We start from the raw sequence: 26,663 nt of genomic DNA, 5'->3' as shown, positions 1-26,663 counted from the left end.
GTGGGCGCGCACCAGCACGGGCCGCACGCCCCTGGCGAGCAGCGCTCGGGGGATGAAGCGCACGGGCACACCGATGCGAGCGCGGTGCCGTCGGATCCGGTGGCCTTCTGGGAGCAGCGGTACGGCTCGGCCGACCGGATCTGGTCGGGTGCGGTGAATCGTGCGCTCGCAGATCTCGCACATGACTGGGCGCCGGGGCGCGCCCTCGACCTCGGAAGCGGAGAAGGCGGTGATGTGCTCTGGTTCGCGGAGCGCGGATGGGATGCGACTGGCATCGATCTCTCGTCGACCGCCGTCGCCCGGGCGCGGGCCGCGGCTGCGGAGCGGGGTCTCGCGCGGGCGCATTTCATCGCCGCAGACCTCGGCGAGTGGTGCGACGATCCGGCCGGCGTCGACGGCAGCGCATCACCGTTCGATCTCGTCACAGCGAGCTTCTTCCAATCACCGGTCGCGCTGCCCCGCGACCGCATTCTGCGGACGGCCGCTGGCCGCGTGGCCCCCGGAGGGCGGCTCGTGCTCATCGCCCACGCCGCCGCGCCCCAGTGGTCGTCGCATCACGACGAAGACTTCCCGACGCCCGCGACGGAGCTCGCGGACCTCGGGCTGCGCCCGGACGCGTGGACCGTCGAGGTCGCAGAAGTGCGCGATCGCTCCGGGCGCGGCCCCGACGGAACGGCGCACCTGCTCAGCGATTCCGTGGTGGTGGCGCGGAGGCGCTGACCGATGCGGGGAGCGGCGATGACGCTCCCCGCCGGATCCCGCATTATCCGTCTTTTCCCCCCGCACCGATACCTGTCCTACCGGTCAGTTTTCACGTACCCTGTCACCATAGTTTCGTCATAGGAAGCCTGACGGAGCGCCGACGAGGGGGGTTACACCATGACTGCAGAGCGCGGAGAAACCGCAGCCGAGACGAGACGCGGATGGACGAAGGCGCGAGCAATCCTCGCAGGCGGGCTCGTGCTCGGCGTCGGCGCCGCGATCACGCTCGCGGCCTGGACCGACAACGAGTGGGCCACGGGCGTCTTCGGCAGCGGCAACTTCGGCATCGAGGGCTCGACCGACGGCACGGCGTTCAGCGATCATCCGTCGGAGGCTGAGGCTGCGGACCTCGCGTTCACGGTGGGTGCCGAGAACCTGGCGCCCGACGACGTGGTCTACGCGCCGTTCGCGGTGCAACTCGAGCGAGACTCCACGTACGATGCCGAGGTGACGATCGGCCAGGCGGTCGATCCCGCGCTCGTGGGAGTCACCGCCGACTACGTCTTCACAGACACGCTCGGGTGCTCCGAAGCCGCCTATGCGGCCGGGACGGATGAGAACGCGGCGACGTTCGCGCTCGGCAGTCTCGACGACGTGCAGAACGTGTGCTTCCGGGTGACCGCGGGCGATGATCTTCCGCAGGGCGTGAACGGTGAGATCACCTGGAACTTCGCGGCGGTCTCGGGCGACGCGCTGTAGGACGACCATGACCGGGAGGAGCCGACCGAGTGGTCACGGTGGACACGGCGGACACGGCGGGCACGGCAAGGCGACGGGAAACTGGTTCACGAAGGCGCGAGCGCTGCTCGCCGGTGCACTCGTGCTCGGCGTGGGCGGCTCGTTGACGCTCGCCGCCTGGACCGACACCGAGACGGCTCGGGCGACCTTCACGGCGAGCACGTTCGGCATCGTGGGGTCGGTGAACAACGGGGCGACGTACACCGAGAACCCGAGCACCGCACCCGCGGCGCTGAGTTTCGCCGTGACCCCGACCGCGATGTCGCCGGGGACCACCACGTACGCGAAGTTCCTGGTGCGCACGACCGATGCGACGAACGTCACCGGGAACGCGACGCTCAGCGCGCCGACCACGACGACCAGCACGGCGACGAGCCTCGCTGGATTCCTCACGTACGGGGTCCGCGTGATCCCGGCGGCGCAGACCTGCGACTCGACCTCCTTCGGCGGTTCGACGAACGTGATCGTGCCGAACGGGAGCGCGCTGACGGTGGCGGGGAGCGGCTCGACCGCGCTGGCCGCGGGCGGCGCAACTCCCGTCGCATACTGCTTCGCCGTCACGCTGCCCGGCGGAACCTCGAACGCGGCGCAGGGGATGAACACGACGGCGACGTGGACGGTAACGGGAACGTCCACCTCGTAATCGGGCGCGCGTGAAGGGGAGACGATGACGCGGGGCAAGGCGGGCCGGGTTGCGGCGAACACGCTGCTGAATGTGGCGGCGCTCGGCGGTCTCGTCTGCATCGTGCTCGTGCTGGTGTCCGCGCTCTGCAACGTCTCGCTCATCATGTTCAAGACCGGATCGATGTCGCCGACCATCCCGAGCGGATCGCTGGCCGTCGTTCGCGAAATACCCGCGACGGAGATCGAGGTCGGCGACGTGCTCACCGTCGATCGGCCCGGCGAACTGCCCGTGACCCACCGGGTCACCTCCGTCGAGGGATCGGGGGAGAGTCGTACGATCACGATGCGGGGCGATGCGAATGAGGCCGAGGATCCGCTTCCGTACACGGTGACCGACGCGCGCATCGTCATGATGTCGGTGCCGCACCTCGCGAAGGCCGTGGTGTGGTTCTCGAACCCCTGGGTGCTGGGCGGGCTCACGCTTTCGGCCTCCGCGCTCGTCACCTGGGCGTTCTGGCCCAGGCGACGAAGCGATCCCGATGCGCCGCGGCACGCCCGCGGAGCGCCGGCGAACAATCACGCATCCGCAGTACTGGCATTGGGTGCGATCGCGATGGGCGCCGGCTCACTGGCGCTGACCCCGACCGGAGCGCAGGCCGCCGTTTCATCGCACGCTCAGGTCGTCATTCAGAGCGAGCACATCACGCTCACCTCGATCGGCGATGCGGACGCCATGCGCACGATGCGCCCCGGAGTGCCGGTCACCTGGCAGGTGGGGGTACGGGTGAACGCGCCAGAACCGGGAACGGTGGAGGTCTCGCTCGAGGCGGCGGGATCGCGTGAACTCGGGCTGGCACTCGACGTGAGCAGTTGCGACACGGCCTGGGTGGACGGCGCCTGCGCGGGGGACGAGACATTGCTGGAGAGCCGGCAGCACATCGATGGAGGAGCGGATGCGATCGCTCTGACCGCGCTGAGCTCCGCGGAGGAGCGGTGGTTGCTGCTGACGGCGGTGATGCCCGAGCAGGCATCGGGCATGGTCGCACTCACCGTACGCGCTGCCGGCGGCGGCGAAGCCGTGACGACGAGCCCTCGCCCGGTCGCACCGTTGCCGACCACCGGTGGGGAGCCGGCGTGGACGCTCGGCTTCGTCGCCATCGCGGCCGGGCTGGCGGTGGCAGGCGCCGCCTCCCTCGCCCGCGGGCGACGGGCGGTGGAGGAGTGATGCAGCGCCCCGTGATCCCGCGTCGCTCCCGTGAGAGGAGGGCGCTGAGTGCGGACCCCCGTGCGCGGCTTCGTACCCGGATCGCCGCGGGCGTCATCGCCCTGGGCATCATGGCCACGGGCCTGTCGCAGCCGCCGGAGGAGACTGAAGCGCTGTGGGCCGACGGCGAGTCGGGGCGGGCGACCTTCACGGCACTCACCGTGCCCGTCGCGCCGTACGGCGGTGACTGCGGAATCGTGGGGTCGTTGCTGAACCTGGGCCAGTCGACGCTCACGATACGGTGGCGGCTCCCCGCCGGCTACGCCCTCGCCGATGCTCGGATCAGCTACACCGGCTCGAACGGACTCGTACCGGCGGTGGACACGCTCCTCGGCACCTCGCTGCGCACGACGCAATCGAACGGCGTCTACACCACTGTGCTCAGCGGCGCACTGCTCAACGCCGTACTCGGGGCGTCGAGAAGCGTCTCAGTGCAGATCGCACACCCGAGCGGCTGGATATCCCCGGCCCGAACGGTCGTCGGAAACTGGCCCTTGCTCGGTCTCGGGACCGCGACGTGCAGCATGACGCCGGCCGCGTGAACGACGATGGCGCCCATCCGCCGGAGCGGAGGGCGCCATCGAGGTGTGCACGCGGTTAGGGGAGCAGGCGATTCGGCCCGCGGAAGAGGTACGTGACCTCGCGAATCGACTGCTGCTTGAGCAGGAGCATCAGCACGCGGTTGAGGCCCATGCCGAAGCCGCCGTGCGGGGGCACGCCGTAGCGGAAGAAGTCGAGGTAGAAGCTGAGCTCCTTCGGATCCATGCCCTTCTCGACGGCCTGAGCTTCGAGCACCTCGATGCGGTGCTCGCGCTGCGCGCCCGTCGAGATCTCGGTGCCGCGGTAGATGAGGTCGTAGCTCTGCGTGAGCTGCGGGTTCTCAGCGTTGCGCATGTGGTAGAACGGGCGGATCGACGCGTCGTAGTCCGTGAGGAACACGAAGTCGTGGCCGAACTTCTTCTTGACGTGAGCCGCGATGCGGCGCTCGCCCTCCGGGTCCATATCGGCGTCGGCGCGAGGCACCTCGTAGCCCTCCGCCTTCACGATCTCCTTCGCCTCGGCGAGGGGGATGCGCGGGAACGGGCGCGACGGCACCTCGACCTCGATGCCGAAGAGCTTCTCGATCTCAGCGCCGAGCTGCTCCTTCACCGCGGTCAGGCCGGCGACGAGCAGCTCCTCATGCAGCTCCATCACGTCTTCCGGGGAGTCGATCCAGCTCAGCTCGGTGTCGATCGAGGTGAACTCGGTCGCGTGCCGCGACGTGAACGAGTGGTCGGCGCGGAAGGCGGGCCCCACCTCGAAGATGCCGCCGAAGCCAGCGGCCTGAGCCATCTGCTTGAAGAACTGGGGGCTCTGGGCGAGAAACGCCTTGCCCTCGAAGTACTCGACCTCGAAGAGCTCGGCGCGCGACTCGGAGGCGCTCGCCATGAGCTTCGGGGTCTGGATCTCGATGAAACCGCGATCGACCCAGACCTGGCGCAGCGCGTGCAGGAACGCGGTCTGCACGCGGAAGACGAGGTTCTGCTCGGGTCGGCGCAGGTCGAGGAAGCGCCAGTCGAGACGCACGTCGATGTTCGAGTCGCCGGCGACCGGGTTGTCGGGGAGCGAAGCCGTGACGACCTCGATCTCCTCGATCTGGACCTCGACGCCGCCGAGCTTCACGCGCTCGTTGTGCTGCAGCTCTCCGGTGACCGTCACGAACGAACCCTGGGTCAGTTCGGAGATCGTGGTGGTGCGGGGCACGAGCACGTCCGAGCGGGGGTTCTCGGGATCCGGCTCGCGCAGCACGCCGCCGTTGACGAGCTGGACGGCTCCCGACTCGTCGCGCAGCACGACGAACTGCACGTACCTCTGGTCGCGAACCTTCTCCACCCACCCGGAGACTCGTACGGTGCCGTCTTCGCGGGCGGCCAGGTCCTTGATCAATACACGCTCAGTCACCCGGACAGTCTAGCCGTCGCGCCACGAGGCGCCGTACGGGGCCGTCTCACGAGAATTCGCCGCGGAATCGACGGAAACGCGCACCCGGCTACCTGCCGTCCATGTTGCAGTGCTAGCTACATGGGTATGAACTCCTCAATCGCTCCCCCCGTCGGCGGCACTCGTTCTCTCCTGCAATCGCTCGTACCCTCGCTCGTGCCCAGTGAGCGGCGCGTCGTTCAGGCGTGCATCGATGAGCCGGATCGCGTGGCGTCGATGTCGGTGGCCGAACTCGCGAGCCGTGCGGGGGTGTCGCCAGCCACCGTGGTGCGGGCTTGCCAGCGGCTCGGGTTCGAGGGGTACCAGCAACTGAAGGAGCTGCTGATCAGGGATGCGGCTGTGGCGGACGAGACGGGCTCGCCCGCCCAGCACCGCCACCCGGTCGAGCGGGTCTTCGAGCGTGCCATCGCCGGGATCCAGGGGGCTCTCGGCGCGCTGGATCTCGAAGCCTTCGACGGAGCGGCGCGGGAGATCCGCGAGTCGTCGCGGCTACTGATCGTCGGCAACGGTGCATCGCTCGCGGCCGCGCAATCGATCGGTCTGCACTTTCTCACCAGCGGGAAGGTGTGCGAGAACCCGGTCGACATCATCTCGCAGCACGTCGCAGCGAAGCTCCTGAAGCCGGGCGACGTGTGTCTCGCCGTGAGCGACAGCGGTATGAACAATTTCACGCTGCGATCGGCGCAACTCGCCGCGGAGGCGGGAGCCACGGTCGTGGCGATCACCAGCTATGCGAAGTCGGAGCTTGCCGAGATCGCGCGATTCCCCCTCGTGGCCGGCGCCGATTTCCATCGATGGAACGATGAGACGGTGACCGGCAACATCGTGCAGATGCTGCTGCTCTCTGCGCTGCATTCCGCCGCCCTGGGCGACGCACCGGGTGCGATGGCCGCGCGAGCGGAGGTGTACGACGAGGTGCTGACCATGGTCACTCGCCCCGACGAGGTCTGAGAAACACGGAGTTCGCGAAGGCTGCCCCGTCCGTTCTCGGGTTGGCCCCCACCGGTTCACCTTGATCGCCCACTCTAGGAATCAAGCGTTTCCTCAATCGGATAGCGCAGGAAACAAGATTCCATGGAGGTCTCGGTGGCACGGCTCGTACTCAATCAGATCACCCGCGCATTCGGTGACGTGACGGCGGTGGATCGCATCTCCCTCGACATCGCGGACGGCGACTTCCTCGTGCTGCTCGGCCCGTCGGGCTGCGGCAAGACGACACTGCTGCGCATGATCGCGGGGCTGCTCGACCCGACCGGCGGCAGCATCGAGCTCGACGGCACCGATATCACGGGCATGCCCGCGCGCAAGCGCGACCTGGCCATGGTGTTCCAGAGCTACGCGCTCTACCCGCACCTGAGCGTCGCGAAGAATCTGGCGTTCCCGTTGAAGGTGCGCGGGGCATCGAAACAGGAGATCACGAGCCGGGTGCTCGCAGCCGCGGAGTCCGTCGACATCGCGCACCTGCTCGAGCGGAAGCCGAAGGAGCTGTCGGGCGGTCAGCGCCAGCGGGTCGCGGTCGCGCGTGCGCTCGTGCGGGAGCCTCGGGCATTCCTGATGGACGAGCCGCTCTCAAACCTCGATGCGAAGTTGCGTACCGCGACGCGCCAGGAGCTCGCCGCGCTGCACCGCACGCTCGGGGCGACCTTCGTGTACGTCACTCACGACCAGATCGAGGCGATGACGATGGCGACGAAGATCGCCCTGCTCAACGCCGGTCGGCTCGAGCAGTACGGCACGCCTGAAGAGCTCTACGACACCCCGAGCTCGGTATTCGCCGCTGGATTCCTCGGTTCACCGGCCATGAACCTCCTGGACGCCACGCTCACCACCGCCGATGGCTCGATCGCCGTATTCGCGCCCGGTGTCGAGGCGCTGCTCTGGAAGGGCGCCTCGCCTGACCGGGACATCGTCGTCGGCATCCGTCCCGAGCACCTCAGCGTGCACGATGGCGCCGACGCTGCAGCAGTGCCGACAGCGGGTGCAGCGCTCCGCGGCACGGTCGACCTGGTCGAGAACCTCGGGCGCGAGCAACTCGTGCACTGCCGGATCGGCGACGAGCGCGTCACCGTCTCATGCGATCGAGCGGAGACCTGGCGCGCGGGCGATCTGGTCGTGCTCGCCGCCCCTGCCGCGCGGGTCCATCTCTTCGACCGGGCGAGTGGCCGCCGCTTGGAATGGCAACCGGACGCCGAGCCAGAAGCGCCGACTTATCGTCCGCGCGCCGAGCTGTCCGCTTCAGTTCCCGGGTGACGCCGGGTTCCCGCCTGCTTCTCGCTTCCCATCCGCACACACTCCTCCATTCTCCTCCCGAAAGGATCCATCATCATGCGACTCCGACGTTTCGCCGCCTGTGGCGCGCTCGCGCTCGCCGCGAGTCTCCCATTGGCGGCCTGCGCCACCGGCAGCAGTGCGACCGACTCTGCAGCATCCGTCGTTCCCGAGCTGGCCGAAGACCAGCAGGTCGAAATCGTGTTCGAGAGCTACAACCTCACCCAAGCCGGTGTCTGGACGGACACGGTCACGCAGCTCATCGAGGAGTTCGAGGAGCAGCACCCGAACATCTCCGTCACCGCGCAGCCGACTCAGGGCGCCGCGGCTGCGGCGGGCAACTACGTCGGCAGCGTGCAGACGCAACTGCTCGCGGGGGATCCGCCCGACGTCGCCCAACTGACCTTCGACGCGCTCGAGTACACCGCGACGCAGCTCGGTGCGAAACCGCTCTCCGACCTCGTGAGCGAAGCGGAGCTCGAGGAGGCGTTCGGCGGGGAGAACCCGATGCACCCGAACGCTCGAGTGCTCGCCGACTGGGAGGGCAAGACGTACGGCATGCCGTATGTGTTCTCAACGCCGGTGATGTACTACAACGCCACAGCCCTCGCTGATGCAGGCATCACCGGAACCCCCGATCTGAGCACATGGGACAAAGTCGAGGAGGTCGCGGCTCAGGTGAGCGCCGAGACGGGCAAGCCGTCGCTCGACATCTCGTGCACTGTCAAGGGGGGCAGCTGGTGCATGCAGGGCCTCTTCAAATCGAATGGCGGCGAGGTGCTCTCCGAGGATCGCAGCACCATCGGCTTCGGGTCTGACGCGGCGGTGACGACCGTCGAACGCTTCGCCGAGATGAGTGACGCCGGCGTACTGCGGAGCGCCGACGCCTCTGCGCAGATGGAGGGCCTCGCCAAGGGGGACACCGCGATGATCCTGATCACTTCGGCTCTCCAGGGCATGTTCATGCAGGCCGCCGAAGCCGGCGGATGGACGCTCGCGGCCGCTCCGATGCCGGCCTTCGAGGGCCAGGAGGCCGTGCCGACCAACTCGGGCTCGGCGCTCTTCGTGCTGAGCGATGATCCGGCGAAGCAGCGCGCCGGGTGGGAACTCATCAAATTCCTCACGAGTGACCGCGCATACGAGCTCATCTCGAGCCAGATCGGCTACCTGCCGCTGCGCACCGGGCTGGTAGAGGAAGGTGGCGCGCTCGCTGACTGGGCGGCGAGCAATCCACTGATCGAACCGAATCTCGATCAGCTCGAGCGGATGGAACCGTGGCTCTCCTACCCGGGCAACAGCTATGTGCAGGTCGACGACCTCCTCGCGACCGCGATCGAAGACGTTGTCTACTACGGCAAGCCTGCCGAGTCGACGATGACCGAGGCCGCGGAGCGCGCCCAGGAGCTGATCGACTGATGCTGCAGACTCCGACCGACACCATCGCGCTCGCTCCGATCGCCACCGCCGTGCTCGCCGTGGAGGGCACCCACAACTTCCGCAGTACTGCTGGGTACGCGGCGTCGACGCGAGCGATCCGTCCGGGAAGCCTCTTCCGCTCGGACGCACTCCACCGGCTGAGTGATGCCGGCAGCCGGCAACTCGTCGAGCACGGCATCGTGCGCATCATCGACCTCCGCACAACCGAGGAGCTCGCAGAAGCCCCGAGCGCGCTCGTCGCCGCGGGCGTGGAAACGGTGCACCACCCGATCTTCGGCAGCGCGGGCGTTCCACTGGCGAACGGGAGCATCACGCTCGCCGAGCTCTACCGCCACATGATCGATGAGCGCACCGAGCGCCTGACCGGTGCGCTGCGCCTGATCGTCGATGCTCCAGAGGGCGGCGTGCTCGTGCACTGCACCGCCGGCAAGGATCGCACCGGCCTCGTGGTAGCCGCAGCTCTCTTGGCCGTGGGCGTCGAGCGAGACCAGGTCGTCGCGGACTACGCGGCGAGCGGCGAAAATCTCGCGGGCGAGTGGTCGCAGCGCATCCTCGCCGCTACCGCTGAGCGTTTCGGCGATCTGAGCTCGGCGGTGCAGGAGCTGCTGCTCGCCAGCCCCGCTGACGCTCTCGAGGCCACGCTCGATCACATCGACGCCCGCTTCGGCGGCATCGTGCCGATGCTCAGTGCGCACGGCTTCACCGAGACCGAGCTCGCGCGACTGCGCGCTCGTCTCCTCGACTGACCACCCATGAAAGGACTCCCCGCAATGACCTCCCAGCACCCACCCGTCGAGCACTTCATCCTTCACCTCAGTGACACCCACTTCGTCGGCGACTCAGAACTGCTGCACGGTGCGATCGACAGCGACGCAAATCTCGCGCGGCTCTTCGAAGACTTCGCGCGCACCCAGGCGCGGCCTGAAGCGATCGTCTTCACCGGCGACCTCGCCGACACCGGTCGTGAAGACGCCTATCGGCGCCTGCGGGCGCTCGTCGAACCCGCCGCGGCAGCCATCGGCGCTCGGGTGATCTGGGTCATGGGCAACCATGACACCCGCACCCCCTTCCGCAAGCACCTCCTGGACTCCGACGCTGGGGAGGAGAGCGTCGACATGGTGCACGACGTGAACGGGTTGCGGATCATCGCGCTCGATTCCACCGTGCCGGGCGAGCACTACGGCGAGATCACCGATGCGCAGTACGCCTGGCTGGCCGAGGTGCTCGCAACGCCGGCGCCGCACGGCACGCTGATCGCGCTGCACCATCCACCCGTGCCCTCGTTGCTCGAGCCCATCTCCTTCGTCGAACTCCGCGACCAGCAGCGCTTTGCGCAGGCGATCTCCGGCACCGACGTTCGAGGGGTGCTCGGTGGACATCTGCACTTCAACACGTTCAGTGAGATCGGGGGTGTCCCGGTGTCAGTGGCCTCCGCGACCTGCTACACCCAGGACCTCAACGTACCCGCCGGTGGCATGCGCGGCCGCGATGGCGCACAGGGGTTCAACCTCGTGCACTTGTACGACGATCGCGTGATGCACACCGTCGTTCCGATCGGCGAGTTCTCGACCGTGTACGAGATCACCGCCGAGCAGATGCTGGCGTGGTCCGAGCTCTCGCTCGACGAAGTCAGCGAGGAGATGGCGCGCACAGCCGATCAGCCCGAACCGACCTCCGTCTGAATCGATTCGTGACGGGGCGGCCACGCCGCATTGGCGCTCCCGCCCCGTCACCGTTGCACCGCCCATAGAGAGAAACGGATTCCCGTTGTTCATCCAGGTCCCCCCTCCGCAGGTGCTCCCGGCAGCAGTCGAGACCGCCATCGCTGGTTCGCCCGCACACGCGCCCCGCGATCCAGCGCCCACGCCGGCGAAACGCGCTCGCCGCCGACGATTCGAGGTGGCTCCGTATCTGTACGTGCTGCCGGCCACGTTGCTGTTGATCATCTGGACGTATGCACCGCTCATGCAGACGTTCGAGCTGTCGTTCTACGACTGGAACCTGATTCCGACGGTGCCGAAGACACCCGTCGGGTTCGAGAACTACGCCACAGTGCTCTCACTGCCCGAGCTGCATCAGGCGCTGTGGAACACCCTCGTCTACACCCTGGCGTTCCTCGTGATCTCGGTGGCGCTTCCCGTCGTCTTCGCGCTCATCGCTCGGAGAGTCGATGGGCGGGCCAAGACGGTCTACCAAGCACTGATCTTCGTGCCGTTCCTCGTGACACCCGTCGCCACAAGCGCGATCTGGCGATGGATGTTCGCCCCGGAAGGCGGCACGATCCCGGCCATCGCGCGTTCGCTCGGTTTCGACATGGGCAACGTCTTCCGCGAGCCCGACTCGTCGCTCTGGGCGGTCGTTGTGATCGTGGGGTGGCAAATGCTCGGATTCGGCATGCTCGTCGTCTCGGCCGGGCTCGCGGGAATCAGCCCTGACTACGGCCATGCCGCCGCGACCGATGGGGCGCGTGCTGGGCAGATCACTCGCAGGATCACGCTTCCACTGCTCTCGCCGTCGCTCGTCTTCCTCGGCCTCATGACCATCCTGCTGTCCGCGCAGTGGACGTTTCCGATCATCGATCTCGCGACGCAGGGCGGGCCGGCAGGATCCTCGACGAACATCTACTACCTCCTGTACCAGTTCGGCTTCCGAAACTTCGACGCCGGCCTCTCCGCCGCCGCCGGCACCGTCTTCTTCATCGGGTTCGGACTCATCGCGCTCCTCTTCGTCGAGCTGTCCGAGCGCTTGAGCTTCCACGACAATTAAGGATCCATCGCATGAGCTTCTCCCTGGTCGCCCCGCAGCATGCCGAGGTCGACGAAACGCCCTTCGCGGCTCGCAGGTCCCGTGGCTCCGCCCGCGACTCCGCGACTCGTGCAGGTGCACGATCCCGATCGCGCCGCCGCATCGGGAGTATCCCTGCCTACGTCATCCTCACGGTGCTCGCAATCGTGTCGATCTTCCCGATCTATTGGATGTTCGTCACCGCATTCAGGCCTGCCGATCAGATGCTGTCGACGAACCCGCTACCAGGGCCCTTCAGCCTGGAGAACTTCGAGTACGTGCAGCAGACCATCCCGATTCTCGGAATGCTGGGCAACACGTTCGGCATGGCGCTGCTCCTCGCAGTCGGGCAGCTGCTCATCGCGATCCTCGCCGCCTATGGGTTCGCTCGCTGGAGCTTCCGCGGGCAGAAGATCCTCTTCCTGCTCTTCGTGGGCTCTTGGCTCGTACCGTTTCAGGTCACAATGATCCCGAACTACGTACTGATCTCCCAGCTCGGTCTTCTGAATACGATCGTCGGCGTCATGGTGCCCCAACTCGCAGCGGCGTTCGCGGTCATGCTGCTGCGCCAGCACCTCGAATCCTTTCCGCGCGAGCTGCTCGATGCGGCCGACATGGACGGTCGCGGCCCCTGGCGGACGCTCTGGGAGGTTGTCGTGCCGAACCTGCGTCCTGCGCTCGCCGCGCTTGCGATCATGCTGTTCATCAATGCGTGGAACGAGTACCTGTGGCCCTCGCTGATCATGCAGCAGTCGAACGACCTGATCCAGGTGGGCATTCGCGGGTTCCTCGGGGCCGAAGGCAACAACTGGGGAGCGGTCATGGCCGCGAGCGCGATGGCGTGCCTGCCGATCTTCATGATCTATCTCTTCCTCCAGCGCTACGTCGTCGACGCCTTCGTGCGCTCTGGACTGAAGTAGCCGGTGCGTGCGCGGGCGCGTCAACGTCCACCCGCGCCCGCGCTCGGCCCCGAACTCCCAGACACCCCGAACGTACAATGGAGACGTGAGCGACAAACTGCTGCATTTGGTGCGCCATGGCGAGGTGCACAACCCGGATCGCGTGCTGTACGGCCGCCTTCCGGGTTTCCGCCTGTCAGAACGCGGTCACCAGATGGCGGAGGCCGCAGCACTCGAGTTGGCGGGCAGCGACCGGGTCGTCACCAAGCTCTTCGCTTCGCCGCTGGAGCGCGCGCAGCAGTCGGCGCGCCCGATCGCAAGTGCGCTGAGCCTCGAGATCGCGACCGAGGAACGCATCATCGAGCCGACCAATGCGTTCGAGGGCATGGTCAGCTCCGGCGCCGACCGCGCCTTCACGAAGCCGCAGTACTGGTATCGCTACCTCAATCCGTTCCGTCCGAGCTGGGGCGAGCCGTACCGGCAGATCGCGGATCGCGTGCGCTCGGCGATGAACGACGCCTGGGATTCGACGCGTGATGGCGACATCGTGATGGTGTCTCACCAGTCGCCGATCTGGATGGCGCACCTCGACATCACCGGAAAACCCCTGTTCCACAATCCATCATCGCGACGTTGCGACCTGTCGAGCATCACCACCTTCGAGAAGCGCGGCGAGCGCTGGTTCGAGGTCGACTACCGTACCCCCGCCGCCGGTCTGATCGACGACGCCGTAGATGTAGGAGCCGTATGAGCCTGCGACGCACCGCAACCGCTGTCACCCTGACGCTCTCGGCCGCACTCGTGCTGGTCGGCTGCAGCAGCGAGGGCGCCGACCTCGCCTCGCAGTACCAGGAGGGGAGCGACAAGGGCTACGTCTCCGGAGACGGCTCCGCGCTGAGCATCCCGGTGTCGGAGCGCACCGATCCTGTCGAGTTCTCCGGCGTGGACGAGAGCGGCGAGACGTTCGGCTCCGATGACACGGCCGGCGAGGTGACGGTCGTGAACTTCTGGTACGCTGGGTGCGCTCCGTGCCGCGTCGAGGCCCCCGATCTGGTCACCGCATTCGATGAGTACTCGGATGCGGGCGTGCAGTTCGTCGGTGTGAACACGCGCGATCAGGTGGCTCAGGCGCAGCAGTTCTCGCAGGAGTTCGACATCGAGTACCCGTCGATCATGGACAACGCGGGCGGCCGGTCCGTGCAGCGCGCCTTCGCCGGCCAGGTGCCGCTCAACGCGGTGCCGACGACCCTGGTGCTGGATCGCGAGGGCCGAGTGGCGCACCGCGTGCTCGGGCAGCTCGCGAGCGCCTCTCAGCTGAGCACCTTGATCGACGAGACGCTCGCCGAATCGAGCGACACCGCCGGCGAGCAGTAGCGGTGGAGCACATCGTCGCTGACGGGCAACTGCTCGTCGCATCGCTCATCGCAATCGCCGCTGGGCTGCTCTCGTTCCTCTCCCCGTGCGTGCTGCCGCTCGTCCCCGGCTACCTCGCGTATGTTGGCGCGACCGCGGCAGCCCACGGAGCGCAGCGCGGGGTGGCGACTGCCGGGTCTGTCCCTGGAGCGCGCGCGCCGCGCGGTCGGGTGCTGCTCGGCTCGGTGCTGTTCGTGCTCGGCTTCACCGTCGTGCTCGTCGCGTTTCTCGCGGCCGCGGGAACGGTCGGAGTGTGGCTCCTCGAGTGGGAGTACGTGATCACTCGAGTCATGGGCGCGGTGATCATCGTGATGGGGCTCGTGTTCGTCGGGCTCTTCAACCGGATGCAGACGACGAAGAAGATGCGCATCAAGCCGAAGCTCGGGCTCGCTGGGGCGCCACTCCTGGGCGCGGTGTTCGCCGTCGGATGGACGCCCTGCATGGGCCCGACGCTCGGTGTGATCATGACGTTGAGCTTGCAGCAGGGCTCGGTGGCTCGATCGGTCGTGCTGGCGATCGCCTATTGCATCGGTCTCGGCCTCCCCTTCATTCTCGCCGCGCTCGGCTTCGGGTGGCTCACGCGGACCATGACATTCTTCAAACGGCATATTCGTGTCGTGAACCTGATCGGCGGCGGGCTGCTGATCCTCATCGGTCTCCTCATGGTGACCGGCCTCTGGAGCAAGATGATGTACGCACTGCAGGCGGTGATTGGCGGCTATGTCACGCCCCTCTGATTACGACGACGGAACCGGCGCGGGCGGGTCGCTTCGCGCAGAATCGCCCGAGCTCGGTTTCACCGGCTGGATGCGGTGGTTTTGGCGGCAGCTCACGAGCATGCGCGTCGCGCTCGTGCTGCTCCTGCTGCTCGCCGTCGCGGCGATCCCCGGTTCACTGGTGCCGCAGCGCAGCGCCGACCCGAACGGCGTGGTGCAGTACCAGGCCGATCACCCCAAGCTCTTCCCGATTCTGGACGCCTTCCCGATCCAGGCGTTCGACGTGTACGGATCGGTGTGGTTCTCTGCGATCTACCTGCTGCTCTTCATCTCGTTGATCGGCTGCGTCATCCCGCGCATCACGCACCATTGGAAGGCGTGGCGCGGCCGACCCCCGAAGACGCCGGCTCGCCTCGAACGCATGGCCGGTTTCTCCGAGGTGCGTCTGGTGAATCCCGATGCCAGCGACGAGGATCGCGCGGCCTTCGCCGAGCGCGCCGTCGAGGAGGCCGCTCAGCTCCTGAAGAAGATGCGCTACCGCACCGAGATCCAGCGCGTCTCGCGTCGCGGCGTGGAGACCGTGTCGGTCTCGGCCGAGCGCGGGTACCTGCGTGAGACCGGCAATCTGCTCTTCCACATCTCCCTGCTCGGCGTGCTCATCAGCGTGGGCGTCGGTGGGATCTTCACCTTCAACGGGCAGAAGGTGCTCGTCGAAGGGGAGACGATGGTGAACCAGCTCATCGACTACGACACGGTGAACACGGGCCGGGCGTTCGACTCGACGAGCCTCGACCCGTTCGGCTTGAAGCTCGACTCGCTCGACGTCACGTACGTCACGCCCGATGACGGCAACACGCACGCGATCGGTCAGGTGCGCGACTACACGGCGAACCTCGAACTCATCGACCCCGAGGACGGAAGCGTCAGCGACGAGACGATTCAGGTGAATCACCCGTTGCGCGTGCACGGCTCCCCGATCTACCTCATCGCCAACGGGTACGCTCCGCGGATCACCGTGAAGAACGCGGAGGGCACCGTCGTCTACAGCGAGGCGATGCCGTTCATTCCGCAGGACAACATGACGATGACCTCGCTCGGCGTCGTGAAGGTGCCGTACGGCATCACCGATGCGGCGGGGGATCAGGTGCAGGTCGGCCTGCGCGGCTTCTTCTACCCGACCAAGGCCGATCTCGACACGGGCGCCTATACGTCGAACTACCCCGACCTCGAGAATCCGGTGCTCACACTCGACGTGTTCGTCGGCGACCTCGGCATCGACGACGGTGTGCCGCGCTCCGTGTATTCACTCGACACGTCGAACATGGAGCAGCTCACCGGGCGCGCGATCGACGCGGAATCGATCGAGCTCGTGCCGGGCTCGACGGCCGAGCTGCCGAACGGGATGGGCACGATCACGCTCGACGACGTGCCGCGCTACGCGTCGTTCGACGTGATGCGCAACCCGGCGCAGACCTACGTGCTCGTGTTCGCCTTGCTCGCGCTCGGCGGCCTGGTGTGGTCGCTGTTCGTCGCGCGTCGTCGCATGTGGATGAAGGCGGTTCCCACCGAAGACGGCCTGGTGCTCCAGTACGCGGCGCTCGCCCGCGGAGACGACCCTGCGCTCGAGCGGGCAGTCGAGGAGCTGCGCGACAAGCATCGCGACCGCCTGTAGCTGTACGGTCCCAGATCGTTGTTGTGGCAGATTGCGGCGTCATCGACTCCAAGGTCACTGTCATCGAACGGCCACTGCCGGAAGACGGCGGAACCGTCGAAGTTGAAGTCACAACCGCAAAGCCTGGTGCGCGCGTGACCGGGTGGCTCGTCAGTTTCGACTACGACCACTGAGAGGTGAGAGCGGTGCTGTCAGCTCTTCCGTAGCTGAGGGTTGAGCTCGAGCATGCTCTCGATGGTGGGGTCGAGGAACGGCCCGATCGAGCCCACCGTCGCGACCCAAACGTTGTCTATGAACGCGAACCGGACCGGCATCGACTTCCGACGCTGCGGATCCTCATCGATGTACGTGACCCCGTCCGCCGTCTCACCTTCCACGAACACCGAGTCGTCGAGCGCGGACGTGAACTTTTCCCGCACCTCCGTGCTGAGTTCAGCGACGACCACGTCAATAATCCCGTCGGACTGCGGGTACGCCCATCTGCAGTGAGACAGCTGCTCCGCTGACTCGTAGGCAGAGACGGCCGCAGGTCCGAACGACTCAAGTGACAACTCAGAAAGCCGCTCAGGGCCGACTTCGACGTACTCCGGACGATCGTCGCCGAGGATCTGATGGACCTTCTCGAGCGGCAGCAGCACGTCGCAGCTCGGGACCACGATGTCCACTGGGTCTGTCACGTCTGTCGGTGCCGGTGCTGGGTCGGATGTGGGCTCCGTGCTCGCGAGCGGAGCGGGCTCCTCGGTCGGTTCTTCCGATGGCTCAGGGGCACACGCGGCTAACGCGCCGACAAGTATGAGGGCGGTCGCTGCGGTGAGGCCAAGACGGCGAAGCTTCATGCGTTCAATGTATCGAATCGGTGGCCCTCACATGCCGCCAGCCCGCCGGTTCACGGGGCGGCATAGCGATCACTCACTCATCCAACGTGACGCACTCTAACGGCGAGGCCGAGGCGTCAAGAGTCGTAACTTGACAGTTCCGTCAGCTAGCTAAATTTGACGGTTCCGTCAATTTGCAAAACTTGACGGTGCGTGCGTATTTGCGAACTTGACCGTTCTTGCCTATTCTGCTGCTTAACGATACGATCAAGTCATGGCCAGACCGCCGATTAAGACTGCCCCGGATTTCGGGTATGCACTGCGCACTGCGCGCGAGGAGCAAGGTCTCACCCAGGTGGATCTGGCAGAGCGAGCAGACGTGTCCGTCAGGTGGCTTTCAAACTTCGAGCGCGGCAAGTCGCCTCGGGCAGAACTCATCAAGGTGATGCACGTGGCTAGGGCTCTCGGGTTCGTGTTCCAGCTAACCGAAAACGATGGAGATGCAGTTCAGTTTGCCGATGGCGTGCCCAGCTCCATTCACGGCATCGGCCTTCTCCCAATCGGCCTCACTCGAATCAACCGCATGGCCGCAGAGAACGCACTTAAGTCTCTTGGCGGCTCCAGAGGGGTCGATATTCTTAAGAACGTGTCACTCCCTAGCGTGGCGGATCTTGGCATCTCGTCGGTCTATCAGGGAGCACTGTCAGATGCGACGCGCAACATGGTCTCGTCGATGTCCGCGATCTCGAAACGCTCGCGAACAGACGCACCGACAACCGGCGAAACTGATTCAGGGTCACCCGACGACGAACCGGAACTTAATGGCGAAGCGTGAGCTCAACGTCTTCTTATACGGCCAGAAAATTGGCGTTCTGTCTGGAAGTGCATCGCAGGTCCAGGGCTTCAAGTACGTCAAGAACTACTCGGGTCCGAAACTGTCGCTATCGATGCCACCCACCCTGCGAAGTGCCCCTCGGATCACAGCGTCCTCATGGTTTGAAGGCCTACTTCCCGAAGGCCATGAACTTCGGAGTTCGATGGCGAGTGTTCACGACTCTCGAGACACGACCACGTTCGGCTTACTCTCGGTCGCTGGCCTTGACTGCGCAGGGGCGGTGCAGCTCGTCGACAGAGAGGAACTCCTCTTGCGCTCGGGGCGAGTCAATGAAATAACTGACCCGGAGATCGGGGAACGGCTCAAAGCAGCGGCGACGAATCAGCCGGTAAGTGAAGATGCTGAGCGGTGGTCGGTCGCCGGTCAGCAGGGAAAAATCGCTCTTCATCGAACTGAATCGGGCGTGTGGGCGAAGGCGGAAAACGGCCTTCCCACAACTCACATCCTGAAGCCCGGAATCACGCGGGTTGGCGATGACGAGTTACGTGATCAGGCGCTGATTGAGCACGTTACGCTCGACGCCGCTCGGCGGATGGACCTGTACGTCGCGAGATCAGAATTCTCCTACTTCGACGGTGTCCCGGCCATCGTCGTTGAGAGATACGACCGCGTTTGGGATGACGGGGAGTGCCAGCGGATTCACCAGGAAGATTTTTGCCAGGCTCTGGGGCTTGGTCCTGAGAAGAAGTATGAAGAAAACGCTGGTCCGAGCGTCGCGGATATTGCGGCGCTGATCGAGCGGACGGCCTCGAGTGCCGCGTTATCGGAGCTCATGCGGTACCGGTTCATGGAGATGGTTATCTTCAACTACCTCTCGGGGAGTCCCGATGCGCATGCTAAGAACTACTCGATGCTGTTGCTTCCAGACGGTGATTCGCTCCTCGCGCCGATGTATGACGCGGCATCGGGATTCGCGTTCTCTAAGCGCCGCGGAGGACTTAAATTCCCTCGGGCGGCGATGAAGATCGGGCATCACGACAGGTTCGGTATGTGCTCTGAAGATGATTGGAAGAAGTTCGCAAACGACGTGAAGTTCGACTTTGATCTGGTTCGGCGCGCTCGCGCGGTGATGGCTGAGCGGACTGAGATGGCTTTTCGCTCTGCCATCACGAACGCTCCTGCAAGAGAAGAGTCCATTAACCACTTACTTTCCAGCCCGATGCTGGAGAGGATCGGACGTATCTGCCGATCAGTTTCTGACGCCAACACAGGGGAAGCGGCAGTCATCGACCTGGCACACGAGTAGCGCACATCATCGGTGGCGTATCAGGCAGAAGTGTCTCCAAGCACTCTTCGGTTGATCGAGAGAGGGCAAGGCGAGAGGGCTCGGATCGGCGCGCTTCTCTCATTCGCGCGGGTGCGCCGCTGGCGCTCTGGCTCGGGCTCGGCAGCCCCGCCCCGCTACTTCGCGTCGTTGACCGCCGAGACCTTCTGCGAGAAGTAGACCGGGATCAGTGAGAGGAGGATCATCACGGTCGCCACCACGTTCACCTGGTTCACCTCATTGGGCCGCGCCATCTGGTTCATGATCCAGAGGGGGAGGGTCTCGACGCCCGGGGGAGCGGTGAAGATCGTCACCACGATCTCGTCGAACGAGAGTGCGAACGCCAGCAGGCCGCCCGCGATGAACGCGCTGCGGAACTGCGGGAACGTGACGAGCCGGAAGGTCTGGCCGATGCCGGCTCCGAGATCCATCGAGGCCTCGTCGAGATTCGGGTGCATGCGGCGCAGGCGGGCGATCACATTGTTGAAGACCATGACGACGCAGAAGGTGGCGTGAGCGATGATCATGCCCCAGTAGCCGACGTTGATGCCCATGGGCTTCAGCACCTGGAAGTACGTGTTCGAGAGCGCGACACCGGTGACGATGCCGGGAAGGGTGATCGGCAGCACGATGAGCAGGTTGACGGTGTGCTTGCCGAAGAAGTTGAAGCGCTGCAGCGCGAACGCGGCGAGCGTGCCGAGCAGCAGGGCGAACGCCGTCGCGACCGAGGCCACGATCACCGAGTTCAGCAGGGCGGCGTGCACGGCGGGATTCGTGAGGGCCTTGCCCCACCACTCCAGCGAGAAGCCGGGGATCGGCCAGCCCGAGACGCGGCCCGAGTTGAACGAGTTCATGACGATCACGAACAGCGGGATGTACATGAACCCGAGCGCGATCACCGTGATGACGGCGAGCGCGACGCGCGTGGTGCGGTTCAGACGAAGCATGGCGGTCTCCTGCGAATCTCGGTCAGAGGTTGTTGAGCGCGCCGGTGCGGCGCACCGCGCTCAGGTAGATGATGACGAGCACGATCGGCACGAAGGAGAATGCCGCGGCGAGGGGCGGATTCAGATTGATGTTCTGCGCGATGATGCTGCCGATCATCTGCGTCGAGCCGCCCACGTACATGGCCGCAATGTAGTCGCCGAGGCTCAGTGAGAACGTGAATACGGAACCGGCGATCAGTGCGGGGAGGAGGAGCGGGGCGACGATGGTGCGGATCGTGCGCGCGCCGCTTGCGCCCAGGTCGGAAGAAGCGTCGAACAGATTGGTCGGGATCTGCGACACGGCGGCGTATACCGGAATCGCCATATAGGGGAACCAGAGGTAGACGAGGGTCAGGATGACGGTCAGGGTGCCGAAGCCGGGGCCTGTGATCCCGAAGGGCGATAGCGCCCAGTTGAAGAATCCCTCATCGGTCCACACGAGGCGCATGGCGATGATCTTCACGAGATAGCCCGCCCAGAGCGGCAGGGTGACGAGCACGGCGAGTGCGGCCCGGAGTCTCGGCCCCGCGACTTTCGCCATGAACACGGCGAGCGGAATGGATACGGCGGCGCAGATCGCGGTGACCGCGAGGGCGATTCCGAGTGTGCGCAGCGCCGTCGACAGGTAGGCCGGAACGGTGACGAGCTGCTCGAAGTTCTCGAGCGTGAACCCCGGCTTCACCCGCGAGGTGAACGGGTCGGTCGTCCAGAATGCGGTCATCAGCAGGAGCACGAGCGACAGGATGTACACGCCGAGCAGCCACGCCATCGGCAGCGTCAGCAGCGATGCGAGACGGCCGCGCGGGTGGCGGTAGAGCGCTGTCGACACCGGTTTGGTGCGGCGCTCGAGGGTCGGCTGGTTCGACACGATGGTTCCTCACTGACGGGTCGTGGTGTGGCGGGTGGGGCGGGCGACCGGGGCGGCGTGCCCCGGTCACCCACCGTCGGGCGGTCAGCCCTTGACGGTTGCCCAGGCGCTGGTCCAGTCCTGGTAGTTGGTGCACTGCACATCGGTGCGGCCATCGAGGCACTGGTCGATCGGGGTGGTCCAGAACCACACCTGCTCGAAGTACTCCTCGTCGGTCGCATTGAAGTACTCGCAGTGCTCGCGGGCTTCGTCGCTGGTCTCGCAGAACGCGGCGTTGGCGGGCGCCATGCCGAAGTTCATCGCGATCTGCCCGTTCACCTCCGGGCTGCTCGTGTAGTCCATCCACGCGTACGCGCAGTTCGGGCTCTCGGATTCGGCCGCGAGCATCCACGCGTCGGACCACCCCGTCGAGCCCTCCTCGGGGAGCACGCTCTTGAACTTCTCATCCTGCGTGGCCTTGCGCAGCACCTCCCAGGAGGTGCCGACGACCGAATTGCCGCCGGTGAACGACGTCACGTTGGTGGCGGGCGACCAGTACTCGGAGACCATGGTGTTCTGCTGCTGCAACAGCTCGACCGCTGCCGCCAACTGCTCTTCGTCGAGGGCGTACGGGTTCTCGATGCCGAGGTCGGGCTGCGTCGCCATGAGGTAGATCGCCGCATCTGCGATGTAGATGGGGCTGTCGTAGGCGGCGATGTTGCCGGCGTACGGGCTGTCCTCCTCCCACACGACGTCCCAGCTGGTCGGTTCTTCGGTGACGACGTCCGAGTTGTACTCGAGGATGTTCGCGCCGCGGCCGATCGGAATGCCGTAGACGTTGCCGTTGAGGGTGTCGTAGAGCTGGCCCTTCATCCCCTCGACGATGTCGTCGCCGAAGTTCGGAATCAGCTCCGTGTTGAGCGGCTGCACGTTGCCGTCGACGATCAGTCGCAGACTCGCGTCGCCGGAGGCCGAGACGAGGTCGTACTCACCGGTGCGCATGAGCTGGACCATCTCGTCGCTCGTCGCCGCCACCTTGCGGTTGACCTTGCACCCGGTCTCGGCGGTGAATTCGTCGGCCCACGCGGGCTCCACGAATCCCGACCAGGCGACGATGTTGAGCTCGGACTCCATGTCTCCGAGCGACTCGAGCGCGGGGAGGTCGGGGACGTCGATCGAGATCTCTCCCGGTGCGGACTCACCGCCGCTGCTGGAACAGCCGGAGAGGGCGAGTCCGGCGGCCGCGACGAGCGCCGCCGGGATGGCGAGTTTCTTGTGCATCGTTACTCCTTCGTAGGCGATTGGGTATTGCAGGGGTGTCTGGGTGCGGGTCAGGCGCTGGGCACGACGACCGCGTGATCGCGGGCGAACCGGAGGCTCACGGCGTCTCCGCGCGAGATGCTCGGGCTGGTGCGCGGCGTGTGCGTGTTCTGCGCTTCTGAGATGAAGCGGGTGCCGCTGGCGGTCTCGACGAGGTAGCGCGTGTGCGCGCCGGCGTAGACGGTCTCGAGGATGGTGCCGGGGAGCGCGATGTCTGCAGGGTCGAGTGGGGCGGTCGGGTCGACGAGCCGCACGCGCTCGGGGCGCACGCTGTGAGGGGTGCGTTCGCCGAGGATGCGCTGCGCCGCGTCGTCCGCGAGGAGGTTCGTGATGCCGAGGAATCTGGCGACGAACTCGGTGCGGGGGAACTCGTACACCTCGCGCGGACTGCCGACCTGCTCGATCTTCCCGTTGTTGAATACGGCGACTCGGTCGGAGAGCGTGAGCGCTTCCTCTTGATCGTGCGTGACGAACACGAACGTGATGCCGACCTCGCGCTGGATCTGCTTGAGCTCGAATTGCATCTGCTCGCGCAGCTGCTTGTCGAGGGCGCCGAGGGGTTCGTCGAGCAGGAGCACCTTGGGGCGCAGAATGAGGGCGCGAGCGAGGGCGATCCGCTGGCGCTGGCCGCCGGAGAGCTGCGCGGGCGAGCGGTCGGCGACGTGCGCGAGCTGCACTTGCTCGAGCGACTCCGCCACGAGACGACGGCGCTCGGCGGCGGAGACGCCGCGTACTTTGAGTCCGTACGCGACGTTCTCGGCGATGGTGAGATGTGGGAAGAGCGCGTAGTCCTGGAAGACCGTGTTGACGTCGCGGTCGAACGGCGCCGACTTCGTGACGTCGGTTCCGTGGAGCAGGATCGAGCCTGCGGTGGGCTCCTCGAAGCCGGCGATCATGCGGAGCACGGTCGTCTTCCCGGATCCCGACGGCCCGAGCATCGAGAAGAACTCGCCGGCGCCGATCTCGATGTCGAGGTCGTTCACGGCGACGAGGTCGCCGAACTGTTTGCGAACGCCGCGCACCGATACGGCGATGTCCCCCTGCGGTACTGGGGTGGGGGCGTGGTGTGTCATACGGTTGCTCCTCAACGTCGCTGTCGGCCCGATAGATGAAACATAACATATGGGTTTATAGGATTAGAGCGCGCTCGGAGTTCTCCGCATCACGGTTTGATCACGGAGTGGCGGCGGCGAAATCTCAGTTCGCTCGTGACACACTCGGTACGTTCGCGAGAATCGGAGGAGAACGGTGAGCGCTCAAATGCCGTCCGCGCCCCCGAGCCGGCTCCGCACGGCAGCGCTCGCGCCGATCGGCGACGAGGGCCGCATCGAGCTGGTCGAATCCAGGATCGTCCAGGCGATCTCGGTCGGCGCCTTCACCGAAGGCGAGCGGCTCCCCAGCGAGACCGAGCTCTCGGCCCTGCTCGGAGTCGCCGTGGTGACAGTTCGCGAAGCGCTGAGCGGATTGCGCCACCGCGGCCTCATCGAAACCCGGCGCGGTCGCAACGGCGGCAGCTTCGTGCGCCCGAGTCACGGCTCCGTCGAGGAGGTCAATGCGCGCGCACTGCAGGCGATGCCGCGCGTCGCGCTCGCCGACCTCGCCGTGCACTACGAGGCCGTCTGCTGCGCCTGCGCCGAATACGCGTGCCAACGCTCGACGCCGGAGGAGATCGACGTCGTGGCCGCCGTGATCGAACGCGCTCGCGACCTCGATCGCGTCGCCTGGCGACGCCGCGTCACCGAGATCCAATTGGAGCTCGCGGCGCTCAGCCAGTCCGTGCGCCTCACCAAGGAACACGTGCGCGTGCAGACCGAGTTCACGCCCCTCCTCGCGCTCCAAGACCTCGACGAGGGAGCGCGACTGGCGACGCAGCGGGCGCTGCTCGCGCAGATCCGCGCTACCCGTGCGCGCGACATCGACGCGGCGCGATCCGCTATCCGTGCTTCGGTGCGCGCCTCGACCCGCTGGCTCGTGAGCCTCCGAACAGACTTGATCGCGGCGCCGCGCGATGCCGATCTTCGTGGCACACTGGAAGCGCGTCGTCGGGAGGGGTGACTCTCCGGCGACCTCAAAGAAGAGGAAGAGAGTGCCGTGACCGCCGCGCCTGATATTGCAGATGCCCCGCTCCGGGTGGCCCTGCGCCACGTCGATGACTTCTTCGATGGAGTATTCGCCCCGCTCGACCGGTGGGTGCCGTCGCTGGCATCGGCCCTGCGCCGCGAGTCCGAGGCGGGCGCGCTGACGGGCGCCCAGCTCGCCGCGATCGCCAAGCCCGGCGCCCACCAGGTGCTCGACACCGAGGGGCGTCCGCTCTACGGCGCAGGATTCTGCGCGAGTGAAGAGCTCGTCAGCGAGGGGAACCCGCTGGCGTGGTGGCAGGGGCCCGAGCGCGCGCTGCTCGCCTCGTCCACGTTCGGCCCGGGCCAGGCGGCGATCGACCTCATGCGGCTCGAGTGGTACCGGGTGCCGGAGGCGACGGGGGACCGGCACGTCGCGGGCCCCTTCGTCGACTACCTGTGCTCGAACGAGGTGACGATCACGTCGGCGGTTCCCGTGCTCGTCGGGGGTGACTTCTGGGGAGTCGTCTGCGCCGATGTCCTCGTGTCGTCGCTCGAGGACGCGCTGCTCCCGGTGTTCGTCGGGCATCGGGGCTCCACGCTCGTGAACGCGAACGGCCGCGTGGTGCTGTCGAACGATCCCGACTTCGAAACAGGCGACCGGTACCCGGGAGCGGACCCCGAGGGCGGGCTGAGCGAGCTGGATCGCTCGAACGTCGACGTGCGGGTGCTCTCGTCTCAGCGCTACCCGTTCTCGCTCCTCGTCACCTCCTGAGAGGGGACGCGCGCTACAGCAGGTGCCCTCCGCCCGTCACCTTCATGCGGCTGACGAGGTTCTTCACATCCTGAGCTCGGCTCTTCGACGTCACGAGCAGCACATCCGCGGTGTCCACCACGACGACATCCTCGACCCCGACGAGTGCGACGAGCCGGCTGCTCTCCGAGACCACGATGCCGCTCGACGCATCCGAGAGCACCTGCGCCCCATCGCCCAGCACCGCCAGATCACTGCCGCGACCCCGGGTGAGCAGGTTCGCGACCGAGGCGAAGTCGCCCACGTCGTCCCAGTCGAAGTGGGCCGCGACGCAGACCATCTTGCCGGCGGAGGCCGCGGGCTCTGCGACGGTGTAGTCGATTGCGATCTTCGGAAGGGTGGGCCACAGGCGCTCGCGCACGTCGGCGCCGCGCTCCGTGTCCCAGGCGGCCGCGATCTCGCGCAGCGATTCGACGAGCGCTGGCTGCTGGAGGGCCATCTGCTCGAGCAGCACCGACGCGCGTGCGATGAACATTCCGGCGTTCCACAGGTATCCGCCGTTCGCGAGGTACCCCTCCGCCTGCGCGGCGTCGGGCTTCTCGACGAACTCCGTCACGTCGTACACGTCGAAGGGCGCCAGATCGCGACGCGCGTCACCGGTCGAGATGTACCCGAAGCCGGTCGCGGGGTGCGAGGGGTGGATGCCGATCGTGGCGATGTATCCCTGATCCGCGGCCTGCACCGCCGTGGTCACCGCGCGCTGGAATAGCACGTCCCCCCGAATCACGTGGTCCGCCGCGAACGAGCCGAGGATCGCGTCGGGGTCGCGCAGTTCCAGGATCGCGGCCGCGAGACCGATGGCCGCCGACGAGTCCTTCGGCTCGCTCTCGGTGACGAGGTTCTCGCCGAGCAGCTCGGGCAGCTGCTCGGCGACGGAATCCCGATGCGAGATGCCGGTCACCACCATGGTGCGCTCCGCCGGAACGAGCGGGGCGAGCCGATCCCACGTCGCCCGGAGCAGCGAGTCGCCGGACCCGGTGAGGTCGAGCAGGAACTTGGGGGCGTTCGCCCGCGACAGTGGCCAGAGCCTGGAGCCGACGCCGCCCGCCGGAATCACGCACGTGAGGCGTTCAATGGCTGGGATGCGCGCAGAGCTCTCGGTCATGCG

The 26,663-nt window shown here is 66.4% G+C and carries 27 protein-coding genes; 20 read left to right on the top strand and 7 right to left on the bottom strand.

What is annotated here, in order from left to right; all coding sequences use genetic code 11:
* From JE033_RS06630 to JE033_RS06610, 5 genes are all read left to right on the top strand, one after another.
* Entirely contained in the window at positions 1 to 720 is a 720-nt protein-coding gene (locus JE033_RS06630; protein ID WP_370567913.1) for a class I SAM-dependent methyltransferase, read from the top strand.
* Positions 721 to 879: 159 nt separating this feature from the next.
* Positions 880 to 1,461 (top strand): SipW-dependent-type signal peptide-containing protein, encoded by a 582-nt coding sequence (locus tag JE033_RS06625; protein WP_090146482.1) that lies wholly within the window; start codon positions 880 to 882, stop codon positions 1,459 to 1,461.
* Positions 1,462 to 1,468: 7 nt separating this feature from the next.
* Positions 1,469 to 2,143: a SipW-dependent-type signal peptide-containing protein gene (locus JE033_RS06620; protein ID WP_200330258.1), complete on the top strand. Its 675-nt coding sequence runs from the start codon at positions 1,469 to 1,471 to the stop codon at positions 2,141 to 2,143.
* Between the two features lie 24 nt (positions 2,144 to 2,167).
* Positions 2,168 to 3,349, top strand: coding sequence for a signal peptidase I (locus JE033_RS06615; protein WP_200330256.1), 1,182 nt, complete (start codon positions 2,168 to 2,170; stop codon positions 3,347 to 3,349).
* Entirely contained in the window at positions 3,349 to 3,930 is a 582-nt protein-coding gene (locus tag JE033_RS06610; RefSeq protein ID WP_090146488.1) for a hypothetical protein, read from the top strand. Before JE033_RS06615 ends, JE033_RS06610 begins: the two co-directional genes overlap by 1 nt.
* 55 nt (positions 3,931 to 3,985) lie before the next feature.
* Here JE033_RS06610 and aspS read toward each other — a convergent pair whose 3' ends face one another.
* A complete protein-coding gene (aspS, locus tag JE033_RS06605) occupies positions 3,986 to 5,329 on the bottom strand; it encodes an aspartate--tRNA(Asn) ligase (protein WP_336662759.1) in 1,344 nt (447 codons plus the stop codon).
* A 126-nt stretch (positions 5,330 to 5,455) separates the two neighbouring features.
* On the opposite strand from aspS, the gene JE033_RS06600 reads away from it, so the two are divergent.
* The 11 genes from JE033_RS06600 (at position 5,456) to JE033_RS06550 (ending at position 16,557) form a co-directional block, all read left to right on the top strand.
* Positions 5,456 to 6,319: a MurR/RpiR family transcriptional regulator gene (locus JE033_RS06600; RefSeq protein WP_200330254.1), complete on the top strand. Its 864-nt coding sequence runs from the start codon at positions 5,456 to 5,458 to the stop codon at positions 6,317 to 6,319.
* Between the two features lie 135 nt (positions 6,320 to 6,454).
* Positions 6,455 to 7,618, top strand: coding sequence for an ABC transporter ATP-binding protein (locus JE033_RS06595; RefSeq protein WP_370567912.1), 1,164 nt, complete (start codon positions 6,455 to 6,457; stop codon positions 7,616 to 7,618).
* 75 nt (positions 7,619 to 7,693) lie between these two features.
* Complete coding sequence (locus JE033_RS06590) at positions 7,694 to 9,052, top strand: extracellular solute-binding protein (RefSeq protein ID WP_200330250.1); 1,359 nt, start codon at positions 7,694 to 7,696, stop codon at positions 9,050 to 9,052.
* A complete protein-coding gene (locus JE033_RS06585) occupies positions 9,052 to 9,819 on the top strand; it encodes a tyrosine-protein phosphatase (protein ID WP_200330248.1) in 768 nt (255 codons plus the stop codon). The genes JE033_RS06590 and JE033_RS06585 overlap by 1 nt, the downstream gene beginning before the upstream one ends.
* 24 nt (positions 9,820 to 9,843) lie before the next feature.
* Positions 9,844 to 10,755 (top strand): phosphodiesterase, encoded by a 912-nt coding sequence (locus JE033_RS06580; RefSeq protein ID WP_090146498.1) that lies wholly within the window; start codon positions 9,844 to 9,846, stop codon positions 10,753 to 10,755.
* Between the two features lie 217 nt (positions 10,756 to 10,972).
* Positions 10,973 to 11,839 carry a carbohydrate ABC transporter permease gene (locus JE033_RS06575; RefSeq protein WP_370567911.1) on the top strand — a complete coding sequence of 289 codons (867 nt, stop codon included), beginning with the start codon at positions 10,973 to 10,975 and terminating at the stop codon, positions 11,837 to 11,839.
* A gap of 11 nt (positions 11,840 to 11,850) precedes the next feature.
* Positions 11,851 to 12,777 (top strand): carbohydrate ABC transporter permease, encoded by a 927-nt coding sequence (locus JE033_RS06570; protein WP_090146500.1) that lies wholly within the window; start codon positions 11,851 to 11,853, stop codon positions 12,775 to 12,777.
* Between the two features lie 85 nt (positions 12,778 to 12,862).
* Positions 12,863 to 13,507: a histidine phosphatase family protein gene (locus JE033_RS06565; protein ID WP_200330244.1), complete on the top strand. Its 645-nt coding sequence runs from the start codon at positions 12,863 to 12,865 to the stop codon at positions 13,505 to 13,507.
* On the top strand, positions 13,504 to 14,130 hold the full coding sequence (locus JE033_RS06560) for a TlpA disulfide reductase family protein (protein ID WP_090146505.1): 627 nt from the start codon (positions 13,504 to 13,506) through the stop codon (positions 14,128 to 14,130). Before JE033_RS06565 ends, JE033_RS06560 begins: the two co-directional genes overlap by 4 nt.
* A 2-nt stretch (positions 14,131 to 14,132) precedes the next feature.
* Positions 14,133 to 14,906: a cytochrome c biogenesis protein CcdA gene (locus JE033_RS06555; protein WP_200330242.1), complete on the top strand. Its 774-nt coding sequence runs from the start codon at positions 14,133 to 14,135 to the stop codon at positions 14,904 to 14,906.
* A complete protein-coding gene (locus JE033_RS06550; RefSeq protein ID WP_200330240.1) occupies positions 14,890 to 16,557 on the top strand; it encodes a cytochrome c biogenesis protein ResB in 1,668 nt (555 codons plus the stop codon). Before JE033_RS06555 ends, JE033_RS06550 begins: the two co-directional genes overlap by 17 nt.
* A 191-nt stretch (positions 16,558 to 16,748) precedes the next feature.
* Here JE033_RS06550 and JE033_RS06545 read toward each other — a convergent pair whose 3' ends face one another.
* Positions 16,749 to 17,393, bottom strand: a complete 645-nt coding sequence (locus JE033_RS06545; RefSeq protein WP_200330238.1) for a hypothetical protein — start codon at positions 17,391 to 17,393, stop codon at positions 16,749 to 16,751.
* Positions 17,394 to 17,646: 253 nt separating this feature from the next.
* Between JE033_RS06545 and JE033_RS06540 the strand changes: the two genes are divergently transcribed.
* Together JE033_RS06540 and JE033_RS06535 are read left to right on the top strand one after the other, a co-directional pair.
* On the top strand, positions 17,647 to 18,207 hold the full coding sequence (locus tag JE033_RS06540) for a helix-turn-helix domain-containing protein (protein ID WP_200330236.1): 561 nt from the start codon (positions 17,647 to 17,649) through the stop codon (positions 18,205 to 18,207).
* The gene (locus tag JE033_RS06535) at positions 18,194 to 19,513 is read left to right on the top strand and encodes a HipA domain-containing protein (RefSeq protein WP_200330234.1); all 1,320 of its coding nucleotides are present in this window, start codon (positions 18,194 to 18,196) and stop codon (positions 19,511 to 19,513) included. The genes JE033_RS06540 and JE033_RS06535 overlap by 14 nt, the downstream gene beginning before the upstream one ends.
* A gap of 155 nt (positions 19,514 to 19,668) precedes the next feature.
* Here JE033_RS06535 and JE033_RS06530 read toward each other — a convergent pair whose 3' ends face one another.
* From JE033_RS06530 to JE033_RS06515, 4 genes are all read right to left on the bottom strand, one after another.
* Positions 19,669 to 20,478, bottom strand: a complete 810-nt coding sequence (locus JE033_RS06530) for an ABC transporter permease (RefSeq protein ID WP_200330232.1) — start codon at positions 20,476 to 20,478, stop codon at positions 19,669 to 19,671.
* A gap of 22 nt (positions 20,479 to 20,500) precedes the next feature.
* Positions 20,501 to 21,385 carry an ABC transporter permease gene (locus JE033_RS06525; protein WP_090146515.1) on the bottom strand — a complete coding sequence of 295 codons (885 nt, stop codon included), beginning with the start codon at positions 21,383 to 21,385 and terminating at the stop codon, positions 20,501 to 20,503.
* A gap of 84 nt (positions 21,386 to 21,469) precedes the next feature.
* Positions 21,470 to 22,645, bottom strand: a complete 1,176-nt coding sequence (locus tag JE033_RS06520; RefSeq protein WP_200330230.1) for an extracellular solute-binding protein — start codon at positions 22,643 to 22,645, stop codon at positions 21,470 to 21,472.
* Between the two features lie 50 nt (positions 22,646 to 22,695).
* Positions 22,696 to 23,757 (bottom strand): ABC transporter ATP-binding protein, encoded by a 1,062-nt coding sequence (locus JE033_RS06515; RefSeq protein ID WP_200330228.1) that lies wholly within the window; start codon positions 23,755 to 23,757, stop codon positions 22,696 to 22,698.
* A gap of 175 nt (positions 23,758 to 23,932) precedes the next feature.
* Between JE033_RS06515 and JE033_RS06510 the strand changes: the two genes are divergently transcribed.
* Entirely contained in the window at positions 23,933 to 24,739 is an 807-nt protein-coding gene (locus tag JE033_RS06510; RefSeq protein ID WP_090146520.1) for a GntR family transcriptional regulator, read from the top strand.
* Between the two features lie 36 nt (positions 24,740 to 24,775).
* Positions 24,776 to 25,516, top strand: a complete 741-nt coding sequence (locus tag JE033_RS06505; protein ID WP_200330226.1) for a hypothetical protein — start codon at positions 24,776 to 24,778, stop codon at positions 25,514 to 25,516.
* 13 nt (positions 25,517 to 25,529) lie between these two features.
* On the opposite strand, the gene JE033_RS06500 is transcribed toward JE033_RS06505, so the two are convergent.
* Complete coding sequence (locus JE033_RS06500) at positions 25,530 to 26,660, bottom strand: mannose-1-phosphate guanylyltransferase (protein ID WP_200330224.1); 1,131 nt, start codon at positions 26,658 to 26,660, stop codon at positions 25,530 to 25,532.
* Positions 26,661 to 26,663: the final 3 nt, after the last annotated feature.

Source organism: Leucobacter sp. L43, assembly GCF_016597785.1.
Lineage (GTDB): Bacteria > Actinomycetota > Actinomycetes > Actinomycetales > Microbacteriaceae > Leucobacter > Leucobacter alluvii.
The sequence above is the reverse complement of the archived record's forward strand: the minus strand, read 5'-3'. Positions and strand labels throughout refer to the sequence as shown.

What these genes read in the sequence shown, in the direction of transcription:
- JE033_RS06560 (WP_090146505.1), top strand. Translation starts at nt 13,504, where the DNA reads ATGAGCCTGCGACGCACCGCAACCGCTGTCACCCTGACGCTCTCGGCC.
- JE033_RS06590 (WP_200330250.1), top strand. Translation starts at nt 7,694, where the DNA reads ATGCGACTCCGACGTTTCGCCGCCTGTGGCGCGCTCGCGCTCGCCGCG.
- JE033_RS06535 (WP_200330234.1), top strand. Translation starts at nt 18,194, where the DNA reads ATGGCGAAGCGTGAGCTCAACGTCTTCTTATACGGCCAGAAAATTGGC.
- JE033_RS06545 (WP_200330238.1), bottom strand. Translation starts at nt 17,393, where the DNA reads ATGAAGCTTCGCCGTCTTGGCCTCACCGCAGCGACCGCCCTCATACTT.
- JE033_RS06600 (WP_200330254.1), top strand. Translation starts at nt 5,456, where the DNA reads ATGAACTCCTCAATCGCTCCCCCCGTCGGCGGCACTCGTTCTCTCCTG.
- JE033_RS06580 (WP_090146498.1), top strand. Translation starts at nt 9,844, where the DNA reads ATGACCTCCCAGCACCCACCCGTCGAGCACTTCATCCTTCACCTCAGT.
- JE033_RS06620 (WP_200330258.1), top strand. Translation starts at nt 1,469, where the DNA reads ATGACCGGGAGGAGCCGACCGAGTGGTCACGGTGGACACGGCGGACAC.
- JE033_RS06530 (WP_200330232.1), bottom strand. Translation starts at nt 20,478, where the DNA reads ATGCTTCGTCTGAACCGCACCACGCGCGTCGCGCTCGCCGTCATCACG.
- JE033_RS06610 (WP_090146488.1), top strand. Translation starts at nt 3,349, where the DNA reads ATGCAGCGCCCCGTGATCCCGCGTCGCTCCCGTGAGAGGAGGGCGCTG.
- JE033_RS06515 (WP_200330228.1), bottom strand. Translation starts at nt 23,757, where the DNA reads ATGACACACCACGCCCCCACCCCAGTACCGCAGGGGGACATCGCCGTA.
- JE033_RS06585 (WP_200330248.1), top strand. Translation starts at nt 9,052, where the DNA reads ATGCTGCAGACTCCGACCGACACCATCGCGCTCGCTCCGATCGCCACC.
- JE033_RS06570 (WP_090146500.1), top strand. Translation starts at nt 11,851, where the DNA reads ATGAGCTTCTCCCTGGTCGCCCCGCAGCATGCCGAGGTCGACGAAACG.
- JE033_RS06500 (WP_200330224.1), bottom strand. Translation starts at nt 26,660, where the DNA reads ATGACCGAGAGCTCTGCGCGCATCCCAGCCATTGAACGCCTCACGTGC.
- JE033_RS06625 (WP_090146482.1), top strand. Translation starts at nt 880, where the DNA reads ATGACTGCAGAGCGCGGAGAAACCGCAGCCGAGACGAGACGCGGATGG.
- JE033_RS06520 (WP_200330230.1), bottom strand. Translation starts at nt 22,645, where the DNA reads ATGCACAAGAAACTCGCCATCCCGGCGGCGCTCGTCGCGGCCGCCGGA.
- JE033_RS06550 (WP_200330240.1), top strand. Translation starts at nt 14,890, where the DNA reads ATGTCACGCCCCTCTGATTACGACGACGGAACCGGCGCGGGCGGGTCG.
- JE033_RS06615 (WP_200330256.1), top strand. Translation starts at nt 2,168, where the DNA reads ATGACGCGGGGCAAGGCGGGCCGGGTTGCGGCGAACACGCTGCTGAAT.
- JE033_RS06540 (WP_200330236.1), top strand. Translation starts at nt 17,647, where the DNA reads ATGGCCAGACCGCCGATTAAGACTGCCCCGGATTTCGGGTATGCACTG.